Below are 22,696 nucleotides of genomic sequence, written 5' to 3'. Positions count from 1 at the left end.
CCGCCGGTCAATGCCGGTGGCGTTTTTCCGCGTTGCGCAGCGCGCGGCACAGCGGCTTGAGCGGATAGGCGGCCTGGGCCTCGGCCGGTGCGGCCGTGCTTTCGGCGAAGAAGAAGCGCCGGGTCGACTCGCGATAGAAATCTTCCAGCCGCGGCTGCAGCGGGCGCAGGTAGGGTGCGTCGGCCAGCAGCTGCGGCAGGCTGGCGCCGTGCACGACGCGGCCGGCGCTCCGGTTGAGCGCGCGGTGCAGTACGCGCCATGCCTCGGGGCTCGCGGGGTCGTCGATGCGCTTGAGTTCGCGCCAGGCATGCGCGAACGGAAGCTGCTGCGCTTCGCGCATGTTGCGCCAGGCCCACCAGGCGAGCCAGGCCAGCAGCACCGCGAGCAGCGCAAGCAGCGAGAACTTCAGATGCTGTTCGATGGGGTAGGTCGCAAGTGCCGCGACCGGGCGGTCCGGCCGCAGCGGCTGCAGGTCGCCCTGGCCGAAGGCTTCCGCCGGCGCCAGCGGCCCAATGCTCACCGGCCAGGCCGGCAGCGCGAGCGCGGGGCCCGAGGCAGTGGCGATCGTCAGGGCCGGCAGCGAGATGGCGGCCAGCGCGCGCGGGGCGTTGATGACCTGGTATTCGACGGCGAGCCAGCGCTTGCCCTGCGCATCGGTCTCGATGCGCGACGGCCTGCGTTCGAGCCAGAGATCGATGCGCGCCGCGGTGGGCAGCGCGCCGGGCTCGATCGGCCGGCCCTGGTGTTCGAGCAGCACGCGCTGCGTGAGCACGTCGCCGAGCACATGGCCGAAGCTGCGCGGCTGCTCGATGGTGGCGGCTGTGGTCGCGGCTGCGGCGGGTGTGGCGGGTGTGGCGGGATCGGCGGCGCGCGCAGAACCGGCGGGCACGGCGGCCAGCACCAGCGCCAGTACAGCGGCATGAACGAGGCTCATGCCGCCGTCTCCAGGAAATAGCGCGTGAGCGCCTCGGCCTCGAAGCGGCCCTGCAGGTGAAAGGGCGGCATGCCGTGCGCGTTGAACAGCGCCGTGAGTTCAGCGCGGCGCACCGCGACCGATTCGCGCCACCGCGTGCGCAGCGAATCGCGCATCCACAGGCTGCGCCGCGCGCCGGTCTCGGCGTCGCGCAGGGCGACCAGCGCGCGGGCATCGGGCGGTTCGATTTCGGCCGGGTCCCAGACCACCAGCGGAACGACGCAAGCGGGCGAGAACTGTTCGAGCAGCTCGCCGAGCGCGCCGATCGGCCAGTGGAAGTCGGACGCGAGAAACACCAGCCCGCCGCGGCCCACCAGCCGCTCGGTGGCGCGGCGCAGGCCCGAGAGGGCGCTGTCGTCCGTGGGCGGTGCGCCGGAAGCCGCATCGCATTCGCGCAGCATCCGCGCCATCAGGCTGCCGTTGCCGCGGCTGTGGCGCGCGGGCACGAAAAGATCTTCGCGCTCGCGCTGGTCGAAGGCCAGCAGGCCGACGGTGTCGCCGGCGCGAAACGCGCTGTAGCCCAGCGCCTCGACCAGGTCGGCCACCACGTCGAGCTTGCGCCGCTCGGCGCCGAAATGCATCGAGGCCGACACGTCGACCACCACGTGCACCGGAATCGCCACGCGCAGCCGGTGGATGCGCACCAGCCAGTCGCCGCGGCCCTCGCGCAGGCTCGCGCGCAGGTCGATGCGGCGCGGGTCGGGGTGGTCGAACAGCCGCCGGTGCGCGGCAAATTCCTGCCCGCTGCCCTGGCTCAGGCCGCGCTGCGCGCCAGGGCGCCAGCCGCCGAAGCGGCGCGGCAGCTGGTAGTGGAATTCGTCGACGCGGTCCATGGCATCAGGGGGCGGCGATCTTGTCCATGATTTGCGTCACCAGCGCTTCGGACAATTCCGCCCGGCGCAGTTCGTACACAGGCGTGAAGAAGACGCGGTGCCCGAGCACCGAGGGCAGCACGGCCGCCAGATCGGCAGGTTCCAGGTGCGAGCGGCCTTCGAGCCAGGCCACGGTGCGTGCCGCGCGCAGCAGCGCGCTCATGCCGCGCGGGCTGGCGCCGGCCAGGATCAGGCGGTCCATGTCCACGCCGTCGAGCCGGATGCCGAACTTCTGCGGCGCCTCGGTGGCCTCCCACACGTCGAGCACATAGCGCTCGATGGTCTCGCTGGCGCGCACGCTGCGCTGCACCTGCGCGGCGATGGCGTTGAGCCGGTCCCAGGGCAGGATGGCGGGCGCCACCTTGTCGATCAGGCTTTCGGTGTCGTGGTAGGCGGTGTCGAACACCAGCGACTGGCGGATGCCGCGGTCGGCCGGCTTGGGCATGTTCAGCTCGAACATGAAGCGGTCGCGCGCCGCCGAAGCCAGCTCGAAGGTCTCTTCGCGCTCGACCTTGTTGCGGTCGGCGAACACCGTCATGTGCGGAAAGCTGTACTCGCGGTCGAAGGCCGACACGGTGCGCTCGGCCATCGCGCGCAAGAGCAGCGACTGCACCTGCGGCCGGGCCCGGTTGATCTCGTTGAAGAAGAAGGTGACCAGGCGCTCGCCGTGGCGCAGCAGCGGCCCCGGGTCGATGCGCGGCCGGCCTTCGGCGTCCACATAGGTGTGATAGACGAGGTCGCCGGGCATCAGGTCGACCGTGCCCTCGACGCGCTCGAAGTCGCCGCCGATGGCGCGCGAGAAGGCGCGCAGCACCGTGGTCTTGCCCACGCCCACGTCGCCCTCGAGCAGCACGTGGCCGCGCGCGAACAGCGCCACGTTGATGAGGCGGATCGTTTCGGCCTGGCCGATCACCGCCTTCGCGACTTCGCTTTCGACGCGCAGTGCGAGGCGGCGCCAGTCTTCGAGTTGTTCTTCGGTGCCCATGGTGGTGTCCGGTGCCCTGGGCTACTTCGACTCCATCATCTTCTTGAGGTGGGCGAGCCCGTCGCGGTAGACGCCGGTCACGGCCTTGATGGCGGCTTCGTCGTTCTTGTCCGGCGGCGGATCGTTGTTGGGGTAGCCGCGGTAGAAGGCGCCGCGCCATTCGACGACCGACTTGCCGCCGTCGGCTACCACCGAGAGCACGGAGGTGTAGTTGGTGACCGGCAGCGCGCCGCCGTCCTTGGCGCGGTAGTTGTATTTCATCTTCGCGTCGTCGTAGCCCTCGAGCGTTTCGACGAGCGTGCCGCCGTCCTTGAGCTTGACGGTGCGCACCGAGCCTTCGGCATTGCCCTTGTCGGCCGCGCTGTCGGCCACGGCCGGATGCCAGTCCTTCAGCGCGTTGAAGTTCTTGATCTTGGCCCAGACGGCATCGGCCGGGGCTTCGATGGTGACTTTCTCGCTCACCTTCTGGCGCGTGGGCCCGTGGGCCTGGCTCGGGGCCGATGCGGCAAGCAGGATCGATGCGAGAAGAACGGAGAGCGCCCGTCGGCCGGAAGGGTGTGTCAGCATGGAAATATCCGTGATGAGGTGGGAAGAAAAAAAGATCGGTTCAAAAAAAAAAAACAGGTCAGGGCTCCATCGGCGCACCGATGAAGGCACCGAAGCCGCGGCTGTTCTGTCCCGTGGCAATGGTCTTGAGCTTCTGCCCGCTCGCGGCGTCCAGCACCTGCACGTTGTCGTCCATCCAGTTGACGACGTAGACCCGGTCGCCGTGCGCGGCAATGCCTTCGGGGTAGGCAAAGCCGGGGAGGGTGCGCAGCAGCTTCAGCGAGGCGGCATCGATCACGCTGACCGAGTCTTCGTGCTGGTTGGTCACGTAGAGCAGCGCGCCGCCCTCGGCCAGCGCCGCGCCGTAGGGCGCCTTGCCGACCTTCACGGTGGCAATCACGGCCGGGCGGCGGATGTCGCGCATGTCGACCACCGAGACGTCGTTGCTCTGCACGTTGAGCGCGTAGAGGCGCGAGCGCGGCGCGTCGTAGAACAGCGCGAAGGGATGGCTGCCGACGCGCACGCGCGCCAGCACGCGCTGCGCGGCGGTGTCGACCACGGCCACGCTGTCGTCGTCGCGCTCGGCCACGAAAACGGCGGCGCCGCCGGGATGCGCGGCCACGCCGGCAGGCGCGCGGCCGACCGCGATCGAAGCCAGGGGCTTGGCGGCACCGGCGGCCTGCGCGTCGAGCACCAGCAGCCGGCCGCTGTACCAGTCGGCCACGTAGAGGCGCCGGCCGTCGGCCGAGATGTCGATGCCCACCGGCCCGTCGCCGGCCGGCAGCGTGTTCACGACCTTCTGCTGGCGCATGTCGATGACCGAGATGGTCTTGCTGTCGGGGTTGGAGACGAAGGCCCGGCCCGCGCGGCTGGACGCCACCACGCCGGCCGGCGAGCGGCCCACGGGCACCGTGGCCACCACCTGCTGCGAGGCGAGGTCGATCACCGACACGTCGTGGCTGCCCTGGTTGGTGATGTAGGCGAACGGCGAGGCCCAGGCCGGGCTGCACAGCAGCAGCATCGCGGCAAGCCCGGCGTGCACAGGTGTCGCGGTACCTGTCATGGCGCTGTGCCCGGGACGCGGCTCAGCGCGCGGTCGGCGGGCCGATGAAGCAGCCCTTGTTGGCCTTGGCCTGCAGCGCCTTGTAGCGCTTGATGTCGGCCTGCAGCTTTTCCGAATCGCGGATGTAGCCGCCGCGCTCGCCGCCGATGGTGGTGGCCTTGGCCGCGGTGCTCAGGTCCACGTATTCCGAGTATTTGATTTCCCTGGCCAGCGCGTCGACCGCGCAGGAGCACTTGCTGGCCATTTCGAAGTGGCCCGCATCGGGGTGGGCCGCGATGCATTCCTGCACGTACAGCACGCGGTCCAGTGTGGGAAAGTCGTTGGCATGCGTCGCGCCATGCACGGCCATCGGCAGGCCGAGAAGACAGAGAAGAAGACGGACTGTTTTGTTCATGGCGTTCGCTGGAAGGATTTCTTGGGCGGCAACAGGCACTAGCGCGCCGGCGCCTTGGCCCCGTCGATCAGGAGCTCCTCGACCATGAGGGGCTGGGCCGCGGCGCTGTCGCCCGGAATGGAGGTGCGAATGCCGTAGACGCCGCCCGGCACCGCGTCGGACAGCGTGAAGCGGTAGGTCTTGGTCGCGAACTTTTCGTACTTCGGCCGGTTCGGGTCGTCCAGGAAGGGACTGAAGACGATCTCCTTGCCCTTGATGGCGCGGCCCTGGTAGCGCAGCGCCACGTCGCGCACTTGGGCGTCCTGGTAGATCCCCATGCGGATGCGCTTGCGGAAGTGGTATTCGGAGCCGCGTGTGAGGCGCTTCATCTCGCGCACGTCGTGCTCCAGGAAATAGAGGATCACGGGATTGCCTTCGGCAGCCGGCACGTCGGGCACCGGGAGCTTGTGCGCGCCGCTCAGGAACACGCCCTTGGCATCGCAGCAGCGGCCGTCTTCCTTGGCGCTCAGGGACACCGTCACGCTGTCGGCAAACGCTTCCTCGAAGCTGCCGGTCTTGCCGAAGGTGTAGCGCAGCAGCATGGGCGCCTGCAGGTCCTTGAGCTGCGGCGTCATGAACAGCAGGCGTTCGGCGGGCGAGAAGTCGCGCTTGTCGGGCTCGGCCTGCGAGGCCGGGGGAGACAAGAGAAGAACGCAGAGCGAAGCGGCGATGGCGAAGCGCATGGGAAAGAAGAACGAAGAACGGCAACTCAGTTGGTGGGAACCCCGAACGATGCATCGACCACCGGCACGCCGAACTCCTTCAGGATGGCCTGGATCTCGGGTGCCTTGGACTCGATCAGCCCTTCGACCTGCTGCTTCCATTCGCGCTCTCCGTAGCGCACGCCCATGGCCATCTGGTAGTCGAGGCGCACGCCCTTTTCGGACTTGAGCGGCACCACGACGAGGGCCGGGTTCTTGACGCGCCGCGCGAAGTAGCCCGCGATCGGGCCCCAGACCACCACGGCATCGAGCTTGCCTTCGGCCAGGTCCTTCTCGACGATCTCGCCCGGGTACTGCGCGGGGTCGGCGCTCATGAGCTTGTAGGGCACGCCTTGCTCCAGCAGGCCGTGCTTGTTGAGCCATTGCGAGGCCGGCGAGCGGTCGTAGATGCCGATGCGCAGCGACTTGAGCTTGGCCGGGTCGAGCTTGAGGAAGTCTTCCGCCGAGGCCACGTTGTCCATGCCCTTGCCCTTGGGAAAGACCAGCGCGTAGGTCGAGCGGTAGTAGGGCTTGGTGACCGAGACTTCGTCGAGCCCGACCGGCACGCCCATCACGATGTCGCAGGGATAGTCCTGCCCCGGCAGCTTGAAGCGCAGCGTGTTGCGGAAGAAGGCCAGCCGCTGCGGGAACGAGTAGTAGGTGACCGGCAGGCCGAGCGCCTTGCCGAACAGCTCGGCGATGCGGTTCTCGATGCCTTCTGCCTTGGTGTTGGAGAAGGGCATGTTGTTGGGGTCCTGGCAGACGCGCAGCGCCTTGCGCGGCGGGGTCTCCTGGGCCGCGGCCGGAACCAGCGCGCAGCAGCAGGCTGCGCCCAGAAGGCCCGCCCGCAGGCGGGCGCCGATGGAAAGGGGCTTGGCAGCACGCTGCCGGGTGGTCATTTGTTTTCTTCCACTCGGGCGCGGGTGATGGCGCCGTCGGACCGGCCCTTGAGGTAGGCGTAGAGCTGGTTGATGTTCTCCATCACCGCCGGGTTGTTGCCGAAGCTCTGCATGCCCTTGTCGAGCCTGCCGTCGCGCACGGTCTTGATGAAGTCTTCCTTCTTCATCGTCTTGAGGCTGTTGATGAGGGACGGTCCCACCATGCCTTCCTGGTTGGGCCCGTGGCAGCGGTCGCAGGCCGCGGAGCGCCAGGTGCGGAAACCCTTCATGGTTTCGGGATCCACCTTGTAGCCGTCGGTGACCTTGTAGGGGGCGGGGTCTGGCGCGGCAATGGCCAGTGTGCAGGCCACGCCGGCAAGCAGGACGAGGGAAGGCAGCAACGTTGACTTACGAAATTTCATGGCTCCTGGGTCTCCGGTATCTTTTGAAAGTGCGTGGGGGAGAGCCCTCGAGCGAGTGCTCTCCCGGTTCGCATGTTGCGTCTATCTGTGCAATGGCGCCTCGGTAGTAACGCCTCAGTTGGGCAGTGCGAAGACAGTCAGCGAGCCGCCGAGCTCGGTGTACTGGGCGAGCTCCTTGTAGCCGCCGACGGCGCCGAGGCCTTCGGTGCTCTTCTCGGGGTCGATGCCCGCAGCCATGCCGATGCCGGCCCAGCCGCCAATGCCCGAGAACACGCCGACGTACTGCTTGCCCTTGTGCTCATAGGTGAACACGTTGCCGATGATGCCGGACGGGGTCTTGAACTTGAACAGCTCCTTGTTGATGTCCTTGGCATCCACGCACTTCAGGTAGCCTTCCAGCGTGCCGTAGCAGGAGATCCCGCCCGCGGTGTTCAGCGAACCGCTCCACACCGAGAACTTCTCGGCCTTGGTCTGCACGATCTTGCCGGTGCCCGCATCCCAGGCGATGAAGTTGCCCATGCCGCCATGGCTGCCCGGCGTGGGGTACATCGACAGCGTGGCGCCCACGTACGGCTGGCCTGCCGTGTACTCGACCTTGAACGGCTCGTAGTCCATGCAGACGTGGTTCGTCGGCACGTAGAAGAGCTTGGTGTTGGGGTCGTAGGAAGCCGGTTGCTGGTCCTTGCTGCCCAGCGCCGCCGGGCAGATGCCCTTGGTGTTGACGTCGGCGCCGTTCTGCGCGGTGGAGTACTTGGCCACCACCTGCGGCCGGCCGGTCTTCATGTCGACGTGCGTGGCCCAGTTCACCTTGGGGTCGTACTTCTCGGCCACCAGCAGCGCGCCGGTCACGCGGTCCAGCGTGTAGGCGAAGCCGTTGCGGTCGAAGTGCACCAGCGCCTTGGTCGGCTTGCCCTTGACGTTGATGTCCGCCAGGATCATTTCGTTGATGCCGTCGAAGTCCCACTCGTCATAGGGCGTCATCTGGTAGACCCAGTTGACCTTGCCGGTGTCGACGTCGCGCGACCAGATGCTCATGGACCACTTGTTGTCGCCGGGGCGCTGCGAGGGGTTCCAGGTCGACGGGTTGCCGGTGCCGTAGTACACGGCATTGGTCGCCTTGTCGTAGCTGTACCAACCCCAGGTGGTGCCGCCGCCGATCTTCCACTGGTCGCCCTTCCAGGTCTTCAGCGAAGAGTCCTTGCCCACGGGCGCCATCTTGCCGTCGGTCCAGGTCATGGTCTTGGCCGGGTCCATCAGCATTTCTTCGTCGGGGCCGGTGCTGAAGCCCTTCCACGCCAGTTTGCCGTCCTTGATGTTGTAGGCCGCCAGGAAGCCGCGCACGCCGAACTCGCCGCCGCTGATGCCGGTGATGACCTTGTCCTTGAAGACGTGGGGTGCGTTGGTGTTGGTGGCGCCGACCTTCGGATCGCCGTTCTTCACCGTCCACACCACCTTGCCGGTCTTGCTGTCGAGCGCCACCAGGGTGGTGTCGGCCTGTTGCAGGAAGACCTTTCCTTCCGCATAGGCAAGCCCGCGGTTCACCGTGTCGCAGCACATGACCGCGATCACCGACTGGTCCTGCTTGGGTTCGTACTTCCACAGGATCTTCTGGGTCTCGACGTCGAGCGCGAACACCTTGTTCGGGAACGGCGAGTGCAGGTACATGACGCCATCGACCACCAGGGGCGAACCCTCGTGGCCGCGCAGCACGCCGGTGGAGAAGGTCCACGCGACCTGCATCTTGCCCACGTTGCTCTTGGTGATCTGATTCAACTTGCTGTATCGCTGGTTGAACATATCGCCCGCTTGCGTGGCCCAGTTCTTGGAGTTGGCGATGTTTTTCTCGACGTCGGCATTGGCGAGCGCCAAGGCCGGAAGAGCCAACATCGCGACGCCGATATGCCGTACGAGACGGCCGGCGATCTGCCTGGAAAACTTCATAGATGTCTCCTCACATTTCAGTGGGTTTTGAACATGGTCAATGGCGGCAGCCTGCGGATCTTTCGATCACCTTGGCGAATGCTGCGGTCCGCAACATCCATGCCTGCCGGTTCCAGCGTGGAGCACTTCGGCAGCCGATGCGCGCTCCATGCAAAGACAGGCGGCTCCACTCGGAAGAGGCATGCACGCGGCGGCCCTCGCACAGCACGCGGCGGCGTGCTGCAACGCGGTCCGGACCTAGGGAAATCCCGAGCGTTCGGTGTGCTGGCCGGGGCCGCCCGCCACGCATTGCCGTGGCCCTGCATCGTGTGCGCATCAAATTTGACGCAAAGTGTCTCGCGCGACGTGACGGATGTCGTGCGGGCATGGCGCGCATCGGGCTGCGCAGGCCTTCGCGCGGGCCAACGAATGGCAATGCATCACAGTGAAAACCCTCGAATTCCAGAGGCACGGAATTTGCGGCTCGAAGGCAAACGGCCCCTACCATTGAGACACCCAAAGCCCGGCGAATCCCATCGATCTACATGCTGCGAACCATCGACTTAACCAAGCGCTATGGCACGCGCACGGCGCTGCAGTCGTTGTCGCTGCATCTGCCTGCGGGCCAGTTCGTGGCGCTGCTCGGGCCCAACGGCGCGGGCAAGTCGACGCTGTTCCAGGTGCTCACGGGCATGTTCGCGGCCGACGAAGGCGAGGTCGAGGTGGCCGGCCATTCGCTGCGCCGCTCGGCAACGGCGGCGCTGCGGCACATCGGCGTCGTGTTCCAGCAGATGTCGCTCGACCTGGACCTGAGCATCCGGCGCAACCTGTTGTTCCAGGCCGACCTGCATGGCCTGCCGCGGCGGCTTGCGGCCGAACGCATCGCGTCGGCCTGCGAGCGCCTGAACATCGACGCCAATCTCGACCGCAAGGTGCGCGAGCTCTCGGGCGGCAACCGGCGCAAGGTCGAGCTGGCGCGCGCCGGGCTGCACCGGCCGGCCGTGCTGCTGATGGACGAAGCCACCGTCGGGCTCGACCCCAGATCGCGCCAGGACCTGCTGGCGGCCCTGCATGCGGACGTGCGCGAGCGCGGCGTGTGCGTGCTGTGGGCCACCCACCGGGTCGAGGAGGCCGAGGAGGCCGACCGCGTGCTGGTGCTGCACAAGGGACAGCTGCTGGCGGACGGCACGCCGGCGCAGGTGGGCCAGAGCCTTGGCGGTGCCACGCTGGAGGCGGGCTTCATCGCACGCACCGCCTGAACCAAGAACGATCCGAGCCAAAAAGAATGGAGACATCGCATGCCGCAACCCTTCCTGCCCCCGCCTGCGCGCACCCTGGTCCGCGCGGCCGCTAGCGCGCTCGCGCTGGCCGCCGCGAGCGCCGCCGCGCTGGCGCAGGGCACCGCCTATGTGTCGAGCGAAAAGGACAGCGCGCTGACGATGATCGACCTGGCGACCCTGGCCGTGAAGGGCACGATCCCGACCTGCAAGCGCGCGCGCCACATCCAGCTCACGCCCGAGCGCCAGATCATGGTGGCCTGCACCGATTCCAACCAGGCGGACCTGATCGACCCCGCGAGCGGCAAGTCGGTGCGGCGCATTCCGCTGGGCGACGAGCCCGAGGCCTTCGACCTGTCGCCGGACGGCAAGGTCATCTACGTTTCCAACGAGGACGCGGGCGAGGCCAGCTTCATCGACGCGGCCAGCGGCAAGAAGCTGCGCTCGGTCAAGGTGGGCGCGGAGCCCGAAGGCGTCAAGGTCAGCGCCGACGGCAAGACGCTGTACATCACGTCCGAGGTGGCGAGCCTGGTGCACGTGATCGACACGGCCAGCGGCAAGGTCGTGAAGAACATCAAGGTCGGCAAGCGCCCGCGGCGCATGGCCATCACGCCGGACGGCAAGGAGCTCTGGGTCACCAACGAACTGGGCGCGAGCGTCAGCATCGTCTCGACTGCGACGAACGAGGTGATCGACACGCTCAAGTTCGAGGTGAAGGGCGCGCGCGCCGAGGACATCACGCCCGTGGGCATCCAGATGACAAGCGACGGCAAGCGGGCCTTCGTGGGCCTGGGCCGCGCCAACCACGTGGCCTTCGTCGACGTGGCCGGCCGCAAGGTCGGCTCGCTGGTGCTGGTCGGCAAGCGGGCCTGGAACGTCACGCTCGACAAGGCGCAGGCGCGGCTCTACGTGGTCAACGGCTTGAGCGACGACGTGACGGTGGTCGACGTGGCCGGCGCCAAAGCCATCAAGAGCGTTCCGGTAGGGCGCGTGCCCTATGGGCTCGTGATCGTCGAATGAGGACGCGCGCAACGGCTTCCTGGCTGGTGGGCGCGTGGTGGATGGCCGTGGCGCTCGTGGCGCCGGCGGCGGCGGGCGCGGCCGTGCTCAAGGCCACGCTGATCACGCCGGACGACGATCCCCGCCTGGAGCGTTCCCGCGTGGAGCGTGCCTACCTGGGGCACCCGGGCGGCCCGCTTTCCGATGGGCTCGAAGTTGCGCTCGAGGAGACGAAGTTCGAACTCGAGGCCGCCGGCGCCGAAGTGGCGCTGGCCAGCGCGCCTGCCGCGACCCTCGAGGCCGCGCGCGCCGCGGCGGTGGCGGCCGAGAAGAGCGGCGCGGCGGTGCTGCTGACCGACCTGCCGGCCGAATGGACGCTGGCCGTGGCCGATGCCGTGAAGCTGCCGGTGCTGAACCTGGGCGACGCCTCCGACCGGCTGCGCCAGCAGGATTGCCGCGCACGCGTGTTCCATTTGATTCCCAGCGAACGCATGCGCAGCGATGCGCTGGCGCAGACGCTGGTGTCGCGCAAATGGAGCAAGCTGCTCCTGCTGGTGGGCGGCAGCCCGCAGGACGCGCTGCGCGCGGCCACCGTGCAGGCGTCGATCAAGCGCTACGGCCTGCAGGTGGTGGCCAGCAAGCCGTTCAAGCTCTCGGCCGATCCGCGCGAGCGCGACCTCGCCAACCCGCTGCTGCTCACGGCCGGCAACAACTACGACGCCGTGTGGGTGGTCGACAGCGACGGCGAGTTCGCCCGCATGCTGCCCTACCGCACCGTGCTGCCGCGGCCGGTGGTGGGCGACGGCGGGCTGGTGGCGCTGGCCTGGCATGCGCAGTTCGAGCGCTATGGCGCGCCGCAGGTCTCGCGCCGCTTTGCCAAGGCCGCAAAGCGCCCGATGACCGCGCAGGACTGGGCCGCCTGGATGGCCGGCAAGACCCTGGCGGCCGTGGCCATTGCCGCGCCCAAGGGCCCGAACGCAGCCTGGGCCCAGGCCATCGGCAAGAGCACGCTCGACGGCTCCAAGGGCACCAGCCTGAGCTTCCGCGCCTGGGACGGCCAGTTGCGCCAGCCCATGCTGCTGACGGACGGGCAGGGCGTGATCGCGCAGGCGCCGGCCGAAGGCGTGCTGCACCCGCGCAACGTGCTCGACACGCTGGGCGCCGATGCACCGGAGAAGCTATGTCCGATCGCGCGCTAGAAACCCCCAAGCCCGCGGGCGAACAGGCCGAGCCGCTGGCGCGTCGCGGGCTGGGCCATGCGCTGCAGGCGATGCGCGCGATCATGCTGCGCGAGATCTACAAGTTCTCGCAGCAGACCGGGCGGCTGGTGTCGGCGCTGGTGCGGCCGCTGCTGTGGCTGGCGGTGTTCGCGGCCGGTTTCCGCAACGTCTTCGGCGTGGCGATCGTCGAGCCCTATGACACCTACATTCCCTACGACGTCTACATCGTGCCGGGGCTGGTCGGCATGGTGCTGCTGTTCAACGGCATGCAGTCGTCGCTGGCCATGGTCTACGACCGCGAGATGGGCCTGATGCGCCTGCTGCTTACCGCGCCGCTGCCGCGGCCCTGGCTCTTGTTCTCCAAGCTCTGCGCCACCGCGCTGCTGTCGGTGCTGCAGGCGCTGGTGTTCGTGGTGGTGGCGGCGCTGATCGGCACCGAGCTGCCGCTGCTGTCGCTCTCGGCCCTGCATGCGCTGGTGGCGCTGGCGGCCGGCGCGCTCATGCTGGGTGCGCTCGGGCTGCTGCTGTCGGTGCACATCAAGCAGCTGGAGAACTTCGCGGGCACGATGAACTTCGTCATCTTCCCGATGTACTTCCTGTCGACCGCGCTCTATCCGCTGTGGAAGCTGCAGGAATCGGGCGCCGAATGGGTGTACCAGCTCGCGCGTTTCAATCCCTTCACCTACGCGGTGGAGTGGATCCGCTTTGCGCTCTACGGCAAGGACCCGGGCCTGGCACCTTACGTGGTGCTGGGCTGCCTGGTGGTTTTCTTCGGGCTCGCCTGCTGGGGCTACGACCCGCAGCGCGGCTTCGGCGGCCTCACCAAGCGCGGCGGAGGCGGGCCATGAGCCGGAGGCGGGCCACCACGCATGGGCAGGGCGGTTTCACCCGGCGCGGCTTGCTGCGCGGCGCCGGCGCGCTGGCGCTGGGCGCGTTGCCCTTGGCCCGGGCGATGGCCTCGACCGAGCCCTTTCCTTCGCGGCCCGTCACGCTGTGGGTGCCCTGGCCCGCGGGCGGCGCCACCGACATCTCGCTGCGGATCCTGGCCGAGCTGGCCTCGGTGCCGCTCGGGCAGCCGGTGCTGACCGAAAACCGCGGCGGCGCCGGCGGCACGCTGGCCATGCCGGTGCTGCAGCAGGCGCGGCCCGACGGCTACACCATCGCGCAGATGCCGCAGCCGGTGTTCCGCGCGCCGCACACGCAGAAGGTGCTGTGGGATCCGATCCGCGACGTGACGCCGATCATCCAGGTGTCCAGCGTCACCTTCGGCATGCTGGTCGCGGCGGGCAGCCCGATGCGCTCGCTCGAGGACATGTTCGCGTTCGCACGCGCCCGGCCCGGCGAGCTGACCATTGCGACCAACGGCATCGGCACCACGCCGCACATGGTGCTGGAGACGCTGTTCACGGCGCGCGGCCTGCGCTACATCCATGTGCCGTACAAGGGCACGTCCGAGCAGCTCAACGCGATTGCGGGCGGGCAGGTGATGGCCGGCGTCAATTCCACCGGCTTCGGGCCGGCCGTCGATGCCGGCACGCTGCGGCTGCTGGCGATCTTTTCGGGCGAGCGTTCGAAGCGCTGGCCACAGGTGCCCGTGCTGCGCGAGCTCGGCTTCGACATCGTGGCCAAGTCGCCCTACGGGCTGGCCGGGCCGCGCGGCCTGCCGCGCGGCGTGGTGGCGGTGCTGCACGACGCCTTCAAGAAAGCCATGTTCGACCCGCGCTTCAAGGACGAGCTCGCCAAGTACGACCAGGAGGCCGACTACCTCGGCCCGGAGGCCTACGCGCAGTCGTGCCGCGAAATCTTCGCGCAGGAGCGCGCCATCGTCGAAAAGCTGGGCCTGCGCGCACCGGCACTTGAGGGGGAGAACACCGTGAGCCGACCGAACAAGCCGAGGTCCCGCCGCCTGATCGGCCTTGCCGTGGCGGCCGCTGCCTGCCCCATGCCCGGCCAGGCGCAGGAGGCCGCGCCGCAGGCGGGCACGCTGCCGGCCGTCGAGGTGGTGGCCACCACGCCCGTGCCGGGCATCGAGGTGCCGAAGGACCAGATCCCGTCCAACGTGCAGACCGCCGACGACCGGCACCTGCGCCGCGCGCAGAGCCTGAACCTGCCGGACTTCATGGCCACGCAGCTGCCCAGCGTGAACGTGAACGAGATCCAGGGCAATCCGTTCCAGGTCGACGTGAACTACCGCGGCTTCAGCGCGAGCCCGGTGCTCGGAACGCCCCAGGGCCTGTCGGTGTACCAGGACGGCGTGCGCATCAACGAGCCCTTCGGCGACGTGGTGAACTGGGACCTCATCCCGAAGGCCGCCATCTCGAGCATCACGCTGCTGCCGGGCTCCAACCCGCTGTTCGGCCTCAACACGCTCGGCGGTGCGCTGTCGCTGCAGACCAAGCGCGGCGACACGCATCCGGGCACCGAGCTGGAACTGCAGGCCGGCTCCTTCGGCCGCGTGAGCACCGAGCTCACGCACGGCCGCAAGCTGGCCGAAGGCGGGCACCTGTTCCTTGCGCTCGGCGGCCTCAACGAGGACGGCTGGCGCAACTACTCGCCTTCGCGCGTGCGCCAGCTGTTTGCGAAGGTGGGGCAGGACAGCGGAAAGCTCTCCTGGGACCTGAGCTTCACCCATGGCGACAACCGGATGATCGGCAACGGCCTGCTGCCCGAGTCGATGCTGATGCAGAACCGCAAGCAGGTGTACACGCGGCCCGACCGCACCGAAAACCGCATGTCGATGCTCACGCTCAATGCCAGCTACCGCCTGAGCGACGTGCAGACGATCTCCATGACGGCTTACACGCGGCGCTCGCGCTACAGCACGCTCAACGGCGACCTCAACGACGGTTTCAATCCGCCGGACAACGAAGCCACGGGCGTGGAGAACCGCACCTACACGCGCCAGCGCAGCGAAGGCGTGGCGCTGCAGTCGACCTATACCGCGGGCATTCACCAGCTCACTTTCGGCGCCTCCGTGGACCGTGCGCGCACGCACTTCCGCCAGACCGAGGCCGAGGGCATGCTCGACTCCACGCGCGCGGTGGTGCCGCAGGAAGAAGCCGAAGTCGATGCGCTGCTCGCGGGCAAGAGCCGCACCGCGAGCATCTATTTTTCCGACCTGGTGAGCCTGCAGCCGAACCTGCAGCTGAGCCTTTCGGGCCGCTACAACGACACTCGAGTGAGCACCCGCGACGACGGGCGCGCCTTGCTCGGGCTGTCCACCCGGCTCGATGGCGAAGGCCATTACAAGAAGTTCAATCCTGCCATCGGCCTCACCTGGCAGGCTACGCCGCGGCTCACGGCCTACGCGGGCTGGAGCCAGGGCAGCCGCGCGCCGAGCCCGATCGAGCTCGGCTGCTCCGATCCGGCCAACGCCTGCGTGCTGCCCAATGCGCTGCAGTCCGATCCGCCGCTCAAGCAGGTGGTGTCGCAGACCTTCGAAACCGGGCTGCGCGGCACGCTCGAGCCAGGCATGCGGTGGAATGCCTCGGTGTTCCGCACCGTCAACAAGGACGACCTGCTGTTCGTGAGCAGCGGGCTTTCGCGCGGCTACTTCAGCAACTTCGGGCGCACCCTGCGCCAGGGCGTGGAGCTCGGGCTCTCGCAGCAGACCGAACGCGTCGACTGGTCGCTGTCGTACAGCTACCTGCGCGCGAGGTACGACTCGCCGGCCTGCCTGGTGGCCGAAGCCAACAGCAGCGCCGAGACCAGCCCCGCCTGCACCGGCGAGGGCGAGATCGCGGTGCGCCGCGGCGACCGCCTGCCGGGACTGCCGGCGCATTCGCTCAAGCTCAATGTCGACTGGCGCGTGACGCCCGAGTGGACGCTGGGCGCGCAGTACCGCGTGTATTCGAAGCAGACGGTGCGCGGCAACGAGAACGGCCTGCACGCGCCCGACGGGGCCGACTTCAGCGGCAGCGGCCGCATCGGCGGCTACGCGCTGCTCGACCTCACGACGCGCTGGAAGCTCGGGCCCAACGTGGAGCTTTTTGCCAAGGTGGCGAACGTGTTCAACCGGCGCTACGCCACCGCCGGCCAGCTGGGCCGCAGCGGCTTCGATGCGAGCGGCGCGGTGCTGGCGCCTGATGCATGGCGCAACGTGCAGTTCGTGGCTCCCGGCGCGCCGCGCGCGGTGTGGATCGGCATGCGGGTGCAACTGGGCGTCTGAACCGGCGCGCCCGAAGGTTCAGGCCGCGCGCCGCACGCTGCGTTTCCTGGCCGCGGTACGCGCCGCCGGCAGCGTGCCGAGCTGCTGCTGGATCTGCGCCTGGCCATGCGTGCGCAAATATTCTTCGAAGGCCAGCGCCACCTGCGGCAATTGCCGCGACGCGAGGTGCATCACGTACCAGTCGCGCACCACCGGATTGCCCGGCACCGGCAGCACGCCCAGCAGGCCGGCGTTCATCTCGAGCACGCAGGTGTGCATCGACAAGAAGGCAATGCCGAAGCCCGCGGCGCACATCTGCTTGATGGCCTCGTTGCTCGACAGCTCGGAGCCGATGCGCAGCGGCAGGCCGTGGTCCTTGAAGAAGCGCTCGACCGTGGTGCGCGTGCCCGAGCCGCGCTCGCGCACCAGCATGCGCGTGTCCGAGAGCAGGGCGATGCTCGGCTTGGCCGCGGACATCAGCGGGTGCGAAGGCGCCGCGAGAAAGGCCATCGGGTGCTTGGCGAAGGCGCTGGAGTCGGTCTTCAGTTCTGCGGGCGGTCGGCCCATGATGGCGATGTCGATCTCCTGGCCCGCGAGCATGCGCACGATCTCGTCGCGGTTGCCGACCTGCAGCTTGACCTTCACCTTCGGATGCTCCTTGGCGAAGTTCACCAGGATGGGCGGCAGCAGGTACTCGGCCGTGGTGATGGCGCCCACGCGCAAGGTGCCCGAGAACACGCCTTGCAGCATCGCCATTTCGTCGCCGGCCTCGCGCCACAGGTCGAGGATGCGGCCGGCATAGCCCGCCAGCAATTCGCCTGCCTCGGTCAGCCGGATGCCGCGGCCCGTGCGCTGCAAAAGCGGCGTGCCGGCCGACTCCTCGAGTGTGCCGATCTGTATCGACACCGCGGGTTGCGTCAGGTGCATTTCATCTGCAGCAAGTGAAACGCTGCCGAGCCGCGCCACGGCGTGGAAGGTGGCGAGCTGCCTGAAGCTCGCGTGCTTGGAAAGGGGCATGCAGTGATATTAGGTTTAGCAAATGTGAATGTCAAAAGATTTAATTTTTCTTTATCTTTCATGCGGCCTACATTCACTTCACCAGACAGCACCACACCCCTTCTTTTTGAGAGGCACTCCATGGGCAACATGAACGAAGCAATCCAGATCACCGACGCCAAGAAGCGCTACTCGGCCGGTGTGCTCAAGTACGCGCAGATGGGCTACTGGGACGGCGACTACGTGCCCAAGGACACGGACATCCTCGCGCTCTTCCGCATCACGCCGCAGGAAGGCGTGGACGCCATCGAGGCCGCCGCGGCCGTGGCCGGCGAATCGTCCACCGCCACCTGGACGGTGGTGTGGACCGACCGCCTCACGGCCTGCGACATGTACCGCGCCAAGGCCTACAAGGTGGAGCCGGTGCCCAACAATCCGGGCCAGTATTTCTGCTACGTGGCCTACGACCTCTCGCTGTTCGAGGAAGGCTCGATCACCAACGTGACGGCTTCCATCATCGGCAACGTCTTCAGCTTCAAGCCGCTGAAGGCCGCGCGGCTGGAGGACATGAAGTTCCCGGTGGCCTACGTCAAGACCTTCCCGGGCCCGCCGACCGGCATCGTGGTGGAGCGCGAGCGGCTCGACAAGTTCGGCCGGCCGCTGCTGGGCGCCACCACCAAGCCCAAGCTCGGGCTCTCGGGCCGCAACTACGGCCGCGTGGTGTACGAAGGCCTGCGCGGCGGGCTCGACTTCATGAAGGACGACGAGAACATCAACTCGCAGCCCTTCATGCACTGGCGCGACCGCTTCCTGTTCGTGATGGACGCCGTCAACAAGGCCAGCGCCGCCACCGGCGAGGTCAAGGGCAGCTACCTGAACGTCACGGCCGGCACCATGGAAGAGATGTACCGCCGCGCGCAGTTCGCCAAGGAGCTGGGCTCGGTGATCGTGATGGTCGACCTCGTGATCGGCTACACGGCCATCCAGTCGATGAGCAACTGGTGCCGCCAGAACGACATGATCCTGCACCTGCACCGCGCGGGCCACGGCACCTACACGCGCCAGAAGAACCACGGTGTGAGCTTCCGGGTGATCGCCAAGTGGATGCGCCTGGCGGGCGTGGACCACATCCATGCGGGCACGGCCGTGGGCAAGCTCGAGGGCGACCCGATGACGGTGCAGGGCTACTACAACGTGTGCCGCGACACGCACACCAAGGTCGACCTGCCGCGCGGCATCTACTTCGACCAGGACTGGGGCGCGCTGCGCAAGGTGATGCCGGTGGCCTCGGGCGGCATCCATGCGGGCCAGATGCACCAGCTGCTCGACCTGTTCGGCGACGACGTGGTGCTGCAGTTCGGCGGCGGCACCATCGGCCACCCGCAGGGCATCCAGGCCGGGGCCACGGCCAACCGCGTGGCGCTCGAAGCCATGGTGCTGGCGCGCAACGAAGGCCGCGACATCGCCAACGAGGGGCCGCAGATCCTGCGCGACGCAGCCAAGTGGTGCACGCCGCTCGCGGCCGCGCTCGACACCTGGGGCGAGATCTCCTTCAACTACGCCTCCACCGATACCTCGGACTACGTGCCGACGCCGTCGGTGGCCTGAACCCGCCTTTTCCAGTTCCAGGAGCAACAGACATGCGAATCACACAAGGCACCTTTTCCTTCCTGCCCGACCTGAGCGACGAGCAGATCAGCCGCCAGGTCGAGTATTGCCTGGGCAAGGGCTGGGCCATCGGCCTCGAATACACCGACGACCCGCATCCGCGCAACACCTTCTGGGAGATGTTCGGCAACCCGATGTTCGACATCAAGGATGCGGCCGGCGTGATGCTCGAACTCGCGGCCTGCCGCAAGACCTTTCCGCAGCAATACATCCGCGTGACGGCCTTCGATTCGACGCACGGCACCGAGTCGGTCGTGATGTCCTTCATTGTCAACCGGCCGTCGAACGAACCGGGCTTCCGCCTGATCCGCACCGAGGAGCCGGGCCGCACGATCCGCTACAGCCTCGAAAGCTATGCGGTGCAGGCGCGGCCCGAAGGCAGCCGCTACTGATCGAACCCCGCCACACGGAGATTGCCGGAGCCACGCATGGACGCCACCGAAACCCCCGCCACCACGGCCGCTGTCGCGACCGCGCCGAGGCAGCTCTTCGAGTCCTCGGGCGTGAAGGCGCTGCTCGACCAGCTCGACGCCGAGCTGATCGGGCTGGCGCCGGTCAAGGGCCGCATCCGCGACATCGCGGCGCTGCTCTTGATCGACAAGCTGCGCCAGGAACAGGGGCTGCAGTCGCAGCCGCCTTCGCTGCACATGTCGTTCACGGGCAACCCGGGCACCGGCAAGACCACGGTGGCGATGCGGATGGCCGAGGTGCTCAAGCAACTGGGCTACGTGCGCAAGGGCCACCTGGTGGCGGTGACGCGCGACGACCTGGTGGGCCAGTTCATCGGCCACACGGCGCCCAAGACCAAGGAAGTGATCAAGAAGGCGATGGGCGGCGTGCTGTTCATCGACGAGGCCTACTACCTCTACCGGCCCGAGAACGAGCGCGACTACGGGCAGGAGGCCATCGAAATCTTGCTGCAGGTGATGGAGAACCAGCGCGACGACCTGGTGGTGATTCTTGCGGGCTACAAGGACCGCATGGAGACCTTCTTCGGCAGCAACCCGGGCATGGCCTCGCGCATTGCGCACCACATCGACTTTCCGGACTACAGCGAGGCCGAGCTGATGCAGATCGCGCAGCTCATGCTGGGGCGGCTGAACTACAGCTTCGACGACGGCGCGGCCTCCACCTTCTCGCGCTACGTGAGCCTGCGCCGGCAGCAGCCGCACTTTGCCAATGCGCGCTCGATCCGCAACGCGCTCGACCGCATCCGGCTGCGCCACGCCACGCGCCTGTTCGGCAGCGACGCGGCGCTGACGCGCGAGCAGCTCTGCACGCTGCAGGCGCAGGACATCCTGGCCAGCCGCGTCTTCCATCCGGCGGCGGATGCGGCGCAGGCCGAAGGAGAAAAGAGATGAGCATCGAAGCCCTGGTCTTCGACGTTGACGGCACCCTGGCCGACACCGAGGAAGTGCATCGCATGGCCTTCAACCTGGCGTTCGAGCAGCTCGGGCTCGGCTGGCATTGGAGCCAGGCCGAATACCGCGCGCTGCTGGCGGTCACCGGCGGCAAGGAGCGCATGAAGGCCTATGTCGATTCGCTGCCGCTCGGCGCATCCGAGAAGAAGCGGCTGCATGAACGCGTGCCGGCCATCCATGCGGCCAAGACGCAGCACTACACCGACATCGCGCGGCGCGGCGGCATCGAGCTGCGCACCGGCGTGCTGCGCTTCCTGGAGGAGGCTCAGCGCGCCGGCCTGCGCCTGGCCATTGCCAGCACCACCACCGCCGTCAACATCGACGCGCTGTTGCAGGCCACGCTGGGCCCGCGCGGGCTCACGATGTTCGACGTGATCGCCTGCGGCGACCAGGTGCGCGCGAAAAAACCTGCCTCCGACATCTACCTGCTGGCGCTCGAGACGCTGGGCGTGCCGCCCGAGCGCGCCATCGCCATCGAGGACTCGCCCAACGGGCTGCGCTCGGCCCTGGGTGCCGGGCTCTGGACGCTGGTCACGCCCACCTTCTGGACCGAGGGCAGCGACTTCAGCGGCGCCGGCCTGGTGCTGCCGAGCCTGGGCGATCCTGGCCAGCCGCTGCCCGGCGAACCCGGCGGACGCCTCGAGTCCGCGGCGTGGCTCGGCATCGACGAACTGTTGCAAATGGCCACGGTGGCCCCGCCCTTGAATGCCGTGCAGGCGCTTTACCGCGAGAACTCCTAGATGCAGAACACAAGAAACGCCATGCGCATCGCGCCCAGCCTGCTGTCGGCCAACTTTGCGCGGCTCGGCGAAGAGGTCACGGCGGTCGTCGAGGCCGGTGCCGACCTGATCCATTTCGATGTCATGGACAACCACTATGTTCCAAATCTGACAATTGGTCCGCTGGTCTGCGAGGCCATCAAGCCCTATGCGACGGTGCCGATCGACGTGCACCTGATGGTCAAGCCGGTCGATGCGCTGATCCCGATGTTCGCGCAGGCCGGCGCCTCGATCATCTCCTTCCACCCCGAGGCCAGCGAGCACATCGACCGCACCATCCGGCTGATCCGGGACAGCGGCTGCAAGGCCGGCCTGGTGCTCAACCCCGCCACGCCGCTCGCGGTGCTCGACCATGTGCTGGACCAGCTCGACCTGGTGCTGCTGATGTCGGTCAACCCGGGCTTCGGCGGACAGAGCTTCATCGAGAGCGTACTGCCGAAGATCGAGGCAGTGCGCCGCCGCATCGACGCGAGCGGGCGCGAGATCTGGCTGGAGGTCGATGGCGGCGTGAAGCCCGACAACGCCGCGCGCATCGGCGCCGCCGGGGCCGACACGCTGGTGGCGGGCTCGGCCGTGTTCAACGGCGGCCGCTACCGCGAAGCGATTGGCGCCATCCGCGCAGCGGCGCTGCAGGGCCGCGAGTCCATGGAAGGGCGTCCCGCATGACGAAAGAAGAGCTGTGCGGCATCGATGCGATCGCCTTCGATCTCGACGGCACGCTGGTCGACAGCGCGCCCGACATCCGGCAGGCGCTGAACCTCGCGCTCGACGAAGCCGGGCTCGCCTGCTTCGAGCTGGACACCGTGCGCGCATGGATCGGCGACGGCCCCGACGCGCTGATCCTGCAGGCGCTGCGCGAGCACGGGCTCGGCGGCAGCGAGGCGCTGCGCGGCCGGCTGCGCAAGTCCTTCGATGCCGCCACGCTGGCGGCGCCCTTGAAGTTCGGCAGCGTGTTCGAGGGCATTGCCGCACTCGTCTCCGGCCTGCGCCGCACGCTGCCGATGGTGGTGGTCACGAACAAGCCGACGCCGCTGGCACGCGCCGTGCTGGATGCAGCGGGTCTGCTGCCGGCGATGGCAGGGGTCCACGGTGCCGACACCGCGGCGCAGCGCAAGCCCGCGCCGCTCCTGCTGCAGGCCGCGGCGCGCCAGCTGGGCGTGGAACCCGCGCGCCTGCTGATGGTGGGCGACGGCCCGGCCGACCTGCTCGCGGCGCAGGCCGCAGGCTGTCCGGCGGCGCTGGTGGCCTGGGGCTATGGCGGCCATGCGGCGGGGAATGCGGCTGAAGCGGCGCGCGCGTGGCGCGTCTCGACGCCGCAGCAGCTGCTGCTAAGGGCATGCGAGTCGCGCGCCGCGGCACGCCGAGACGAAGAAACGACGACCCGGATTTTTTGATT

At 68.2% G+C, this 22,696-nt stretch carries 22 protein-coding genes and 1 pseudogene; 12 read left to right on the top strand and 11 right to left on the bottom strand.

Going from position 1 to position 22,696, the window contains the following annotated elements:
* Positions 1-7 precede the first annotated feature (7 nt).
* From ACAM58_RS14710 to ACAM58_RS14665, 10 genes are all read right to left on the bottom strand, one after another.
* Positions 8-934 (bottom strand): hypothetical protein, encoded by a 927-nt coding sequence (locus tag ACAM58_RS14710; RefSeq protein ID WP_012748149.1) that lies wholly within the window; start codon positions 932-934, stop codon positions 8-10.
* Positions 931-1,806, bottom strand: coding sequence for a DUF58 domain-containing protein (locus ACAM58_RS14705; RefSeq protein ID WP_012748148.1), 876 nt, complete (start codon positions 1,804-1,806; stop codon positions 931-933). Before ACAM58_RS14705 ends, ACAM58_RS14710 begins: the two co-directional genes overlap by 4 nt.
* A 4-nt stretch (positions 1,807-1,810) precedes the next feature.
* On the bottom strand, positions 1,811-2,830 hold the full coding sequence (locus ACAM58_RS14700) for a MoxR family ATPase (protein ID WP_012748147.1): 1,020 nt from the start codon (positions 2,828-2,830) through the stop codon (positions 1,811-1,813).
* Positions 2,831-2,851: 21 nt separating this feature from the next.
* Positions 2,852-3,397, bottom strand: a complete 546-nt coding sequence (locus ACAM58_RS14695; protein WP_012748146.1) for an SRPBCC family protein — start codon at positions 3,395-3,397, stop codon at positions 2,852-2,854.
* Between the two features lie 58 nt (positions 3,398-3,455).
* The gene (locus ACAM58_RS14690) at positions 3,456-4,439 is read right to left on the bottom strand and encodes a YncE family protein (protein WP_049826092.1); all 984 of its coding nucleotides are present in this window, start codon (positions 4,437-4,439) and stop codon (positions 3,456-3,458) included.
* Between the two features lie 22 nt (positions 4,440-4,461).
* Positions 4,462-4,833: a hypothetical protein gene (locus ACAM58_RS14685; RefSeq protein WP_038107147.1), complete on the bottom strand. Its 372-nt coding sequence runs from the start codon at positions 4,831-4,833 to the stop codon at positions 4,462-4,464.
* Positions 4,834-4,871: 38 nt separating this feature from the next.
* A complete protein-coding gene (locus ACAM58_RS14680) occupies positions 4,872-5,555 on the bottom strand; it encodes a hypothetical protein (RefSeq protein ID WP_012748143.1) in 684 nt (227 codons plus the stop codon).
* Positions 5,556-5,581: 26 nt separating this feature from the next.
* On the bottom strand, positions 5,582-6,472 hold the full coding sequence (locus ACAM58_RS14675) for a quinoprotein dehydrogenase-associated putative ABC transporter substrate-binding protein (RefSeq protein ID WP_012748142.1): 891 nt from the start codon (positions 6,470-6,472) through the stop codon (positions 5,582-5,584).
* Complete coding sequence (locus ACAM58_RS14670; RefSeq protein WP_012748141.1) at positions 6,469-6,873, bottom strand: cytochrome c; 405 nt, start codon at positions 6,871-6,873, stop codon at positions 6,469-6,471. Before ACAM58_RS14670 ends, ACAM58_RS14675 begins: the two co-directional genes overlap by 4 nt.
* A 114-nt stretch (positions 6,874-6,987) precedes the next feature.
* On the bottom strand, positions 6,988-8,814 hold the full coding sequence (locus tag ACAM58_RS14665) for a methanol/ethanol family PQQ-dependent dehydrogenase (protein ID WP_012748140.1): 1,827 nt from the start codon (positions 8,812-8,814) through the stop codon (positions 6,988-6,990).
* 524 nt (positions 8,815-9,338) lie between these two features.
* On the opposite strand from ACAM58_RS14665, the gene ACAM58_RS14660 reads away from it, so the two are divergent.
* From ACAM58_RS14660 to ACAM58_RS14635, 6 genes and pseudogenes are all read left to right on the top strand, one after another.
* Positions 9,339-10,052, top strand: a complete 714-nt coding sequence (locus ACAM58_RS14660; protein ID WP_012748139.1) for an ABC transporter ATP-binding protein — start codon at positions 9,339-9,341, stop codon at positions 10,050-10,052.
* Positions 10,053-10,091: 39 nt separating this feature from the next.
* On the top strand, positions 10,092-11,090 hold the full coding sequence (locus tag ACAM58_RS14655; RefSeq protein ID WP_012748138.1) for a PQQ-dependent catabolism-associated beta-propeller protein: 999 nt from the start codon (positions 10,092-10,094) through the stop codon (positions 11,088-11,090).
* Complete coding sequence (locus ACAM58_RS14650; RefSeq protein ID WP_012748137.1) at positions 11,087-12,268, top strand: branched-chain amino acid ABC transporter substrate-binding protein; 1,182 nt, start codon at positions 11,087-11,089, stop codon at positions 12,266-12,268. Before ACAM58_RS14655 ends, ACAM58_RS14650 begins: the two co-directional genes overlap by 4 nt.
* On the top strand, positions 12,250-13,137 hold the full coding sequence (locus ACAM58_RS14645; protein ID WP_012748136.1) for an ABC transporter permease: 888 nt from the start codon (positions 12,250-12,252) through the stop codon (positions 13,135-13,137). The genes ACAM58_RS14650 and ACAM58_RS14645 overlap by 19 nt, the downstream gene beginning before the upstream one ends.
* A pseudogene (locus ACAM58_RS14640) lies at positions 13,134-14,132 on the top strand (tripartite tricarboxylate transporter substrate binding protein); the annotation flags it as partial. The gene ACAM58_RS14645 and the pseudogene ACAM58_RS14640, both read left to right, overlap by 4 nt.
* 99 nt (positions 14,133-14,231) lie before the next feature.
* A complete protein-coding gene (locus ACAM58_RS14635; RefSeq protein ID WP_012748134.1) occupies positions 14,232-16,457 on the top strand; it encodes a TonB-dependent receptor in 2,226 nt (741 codons plus the stop codon).
* Between the two features lie 18 nt (positions 16,458-16,475).
* On the opposite strand, the gene ACAM58_RS14630 is transcribed toward ACAM58_RS14635, so the two are convergent.
* A complete protein-coding gene (locus tag ACAM58_RS14630) occupies positions 16,476-17,453 on the bottom strand; it encodes a LysR family transcriptional regulator (RefSeq protein ID WP_012748133.1) in 978 nt (325 codons plus the stop codon).
* A gap of 129 nt (positions 17,454-17,582) precedes the next feature.
* Here ACAM58_RS14630 and ACAM58_RS14625 point away from each other — a divergent pair, with 129 nt between their 5' ends.
* The 6 genes from ACAM58_RS14625 to ACAM58_RS14600 are packed head-to-tail and all read left to right on the top strand — an operon-like array spanning position 17,583 to position 22,694.
* The gene (locus tag ACAM58_RS14625; protein ID WP_307592608.1) at positions 17,583-19,040 is read left to right on the top strand and encodes a form I ribulose bisphosphate carboxylase large subunit; all 1,458 of its coding nucleotides are present in this window, start codon (positions 17,583-17,585) and stop codon (positions 19,038-19,040) included.
* A 32-nt stretch (positions 19,041-19,072) separates the two neighbouring features.
* A complete protein-coding gene (locus ACAM58_RS14620) occupies positions 19,073-19,492 on the top strand; it encodes a ribulose bisphosphate carboxylase small subunit (RefSeq protein WP_012748131.1) in 420 nt (139 codons plus the stop codon).
* Positions 19,493-19,528: 36 nt separating this feature from the next.
* On the top strand, positions 19,529-20,461 hold the full coding sequence (gene cbbX / locus ACAM58_RS14615; protein ID WP_012748130.1) for a CbbX protein: 933 nt from the start codon (positions 19,529-19,531) through the stop codon (positions 20,459-20,461).
* Positions 20,458-21,261 carry an HAD-IA family hydrolase gene (locus ACAM58_RS14610; RefSeq protein WP_012748129.1) on the top strand — a complete coding sequence of 268 codons (804 nt, stop codon included), beginning with the start codon at positions 20,458-20,460 and terminating at the stop codon, positions 21,259-21,261. Before cbbX ends, ACAM58_RS14610 begins: the two co-directional genes overlap by 4 nt.
* A complete protein-coding gene (gene rpe / locus ACAM58_RS14605; protein ID WP_012748128.1) occupies positions 21,262-21,966 on the top strand; it encodes a ribulose-phosphate 3-epimerase in 705 nt (234 codons plus the stop codon). It begins immediately after the preceding gene.
* Complete coding sequence (locus tag ACAM58_RS14600; RefSeq protein WP_012748127.1) at positions 21,963-22,694, top strand: HAD-IA family hydrolase; 732 nt, start codon at positions 21,963-21,965, stop codon at positions 22,692-22,694. Before rpe ends, ACAM58_RS14600 begins: the two co-directional genes overlap by 4 nt.
* Positions 22,695-22,696 lie beyond the last annotated feature (2 nt).

This window comes from Variovorax sp. V116 (genome assembly GCF_041154435.1).
Taxonomy (GTDB): Bacteria; Pseudomonadota; Gammaproteobacteria; order Burkholderiales; family Burkholderiaceae_C; genus Variovorax; species Variovorax paradoxus.
This window is presented reverse-complemented; position numbering and strand designations above follow the sequence as displayed.

What these genes read in the sequence shown, in the direction of transcription:
- ACAM58_RS14710 (WP_012748149.1), bottom strand. Translation starts at nt 934, where the DNA reads ATGAGCCTCGTTCATGCCGCTGTACTGGCGCTGGTGCTGGCCGCCGTG.
- ACAM58_RS14705 (WP_012748148.1), bottom strand. Translation starts at nt 1,806, where the DNA reads ATGGACCGCGTCGACGAATTCCACTACCAGCTGCCGCGCCGCTTCGGC.
- ACAM58_RS14700 (WP_012748147.1), bottom strand. Translation starts at nt 2,830, where the DNA reads ATGGGCACCGAAGAACAACTCGAAGACTGGCGCCGCCTCGCACTGCGC.
- ACAM58_RS14695 (WP_012748146.1), bottom strand. Translation starts at nt 3,397, where the DNA reads ATGCTGACACACCCTTCCGGCCGACGGGCGCTCTCCGTTCTTCTCGCA.
- ACAM58_RS14690 (WP_049826092.1), bottom strand. Translation starts at nt 4,439, where the DNA reads ATGACAGGTACCGCGACACCTGTGCACGCCGGGCTTGCCGCGATGCTG.
- ACAM58_RS14685 (WP_038107147.1), bottom strand. Translation starts at nt 4,833, where the DNA reads ATGAACAAAACAGTCCGTCTTCTTCTCTGTCTTCTCGGCCTGCCGATG.
- ACAM58_RS14680 (WP_012748143.1), bottom strand. Translation starts at nt 5,555, where the DNA reads ATGCGCTTCGCCATCGCCGCTTCGCTCTGCGTTCTTCTCTTGTCTCCC.
- ACAM58_RS14675 (WP_012748142.1), bottom strand. Translation starts at nt 6,472, where the DNA reads ATGACCACCCGGCAGCGTGCTGCCAAGCCCCTTTCCATCGGCGCCCGC.
- ACAM58_RS14670 (WP_012748141.1), bottom strand. Translation starts at nt 6,873, where the DNA reads ATGAAATTTCGTAAGTCAACGTTGCTGCCTTCCCTCGTCCTGCTTGCC.
- ACAM58_RS14665 (WP_012748140.1), bottom strand. Translation starts at nt 8,814, where the DNA reads ATGAAGTTTTCCAGGCAGATCGCCGGCCGTCTCGTACGGCATATCGGC.
- ACAM58_RS14660 (WP_012748139.1), top strand. Translation starts at nt 9,339, where the DNA reads ATGCTGCGAACCATCGACTTAACCAAGCGCTATGGCACGCGCACGGCG.
- ACAM58_RS14655 (WP_012748138.1), top strand. Translation starts at nt 10,092, where the DNA reads ATGCCGCAACCCTTCCTGCCCCCGCCTGCGCGCACCCTGGTCCGCGCG.
- ACAM58_RS14650 (WP_012748137.1), top strand. Translation starts at nt 11,087, where the DNA reads ATGAGGACGCGCGCAACGGCTTCCTGGCTGGTGGGCGCGTGGTGGATG.
- ACAM58_RS14645 (WP_012748136.1), top strand. Translation starts at nt 12,250, where the DNA reads ATGTCCGATCGCGCGCTAGAAACCCCCAAGCCCGCGGGCGAACAGGCC.
- ACAM58_RS14635 (WP_012748134.1), top strand. Translation starts at nt 14,232, where the DNA reads ATGCCCGGCCAGGCGCAGGAGGCCGCGCCGCAGGCGGGCACGCTGCCG.
- ACAM58_RS14630 (WP_012748133.1), bottom strand. Translation starts at nt 17,453, where the DNA reads ATGCCCCTTTCCAAGCACGCGAGCTTCAGGCAGCTCGCCACCTTCCAC.
- ACAM58_RS14625 (WP_307592608.1), top strand. Translation starts at nt 17,583, where the DNA reads ATGAACGAAGCAATCCAGATCACCGACGCCAAGAAGCGCTACTCGGCC.
- ACAM58_RS14620 (WP_012748131.1), top strand. Translation starts at nt 19,073, where the DNA reads ATGCGAATCACACAAGGCACCTTTTCCTTCCTGCCCGACCTGAGCGAC.
- cbbX (WP_012748130.1), top strand. Translation starts at nt 19,529, where the DNA reads ATGGACGCCACCGAAACCCCCGCCACCACGGCCGCTGTCGCGACCGCG.
- ACAM58_RS14610 (WP_012748129.1), top strand. Translation starts at nt 20,458, where the DNA reads ATGAGCATCGAAGCCCTGGTCTTCGACGTTGACGGCACCCTGGCCGAC.
- rpe (WP_012748128.1), top strand. Translation starts at nt 21,262, where the DNA reads ATGCAGAACACAAGAAACGCCATGCGCATCGCGCCCAGCCTGCTGTCG.
- ACAM58_RS14600 (WP_012748127.1), top strand. Translation starts at nt 21,963, where the DNA reads ATGACGAAAGAAGAGCTGTGCGGCATCGATGCGATCGCCTTCGATCTC.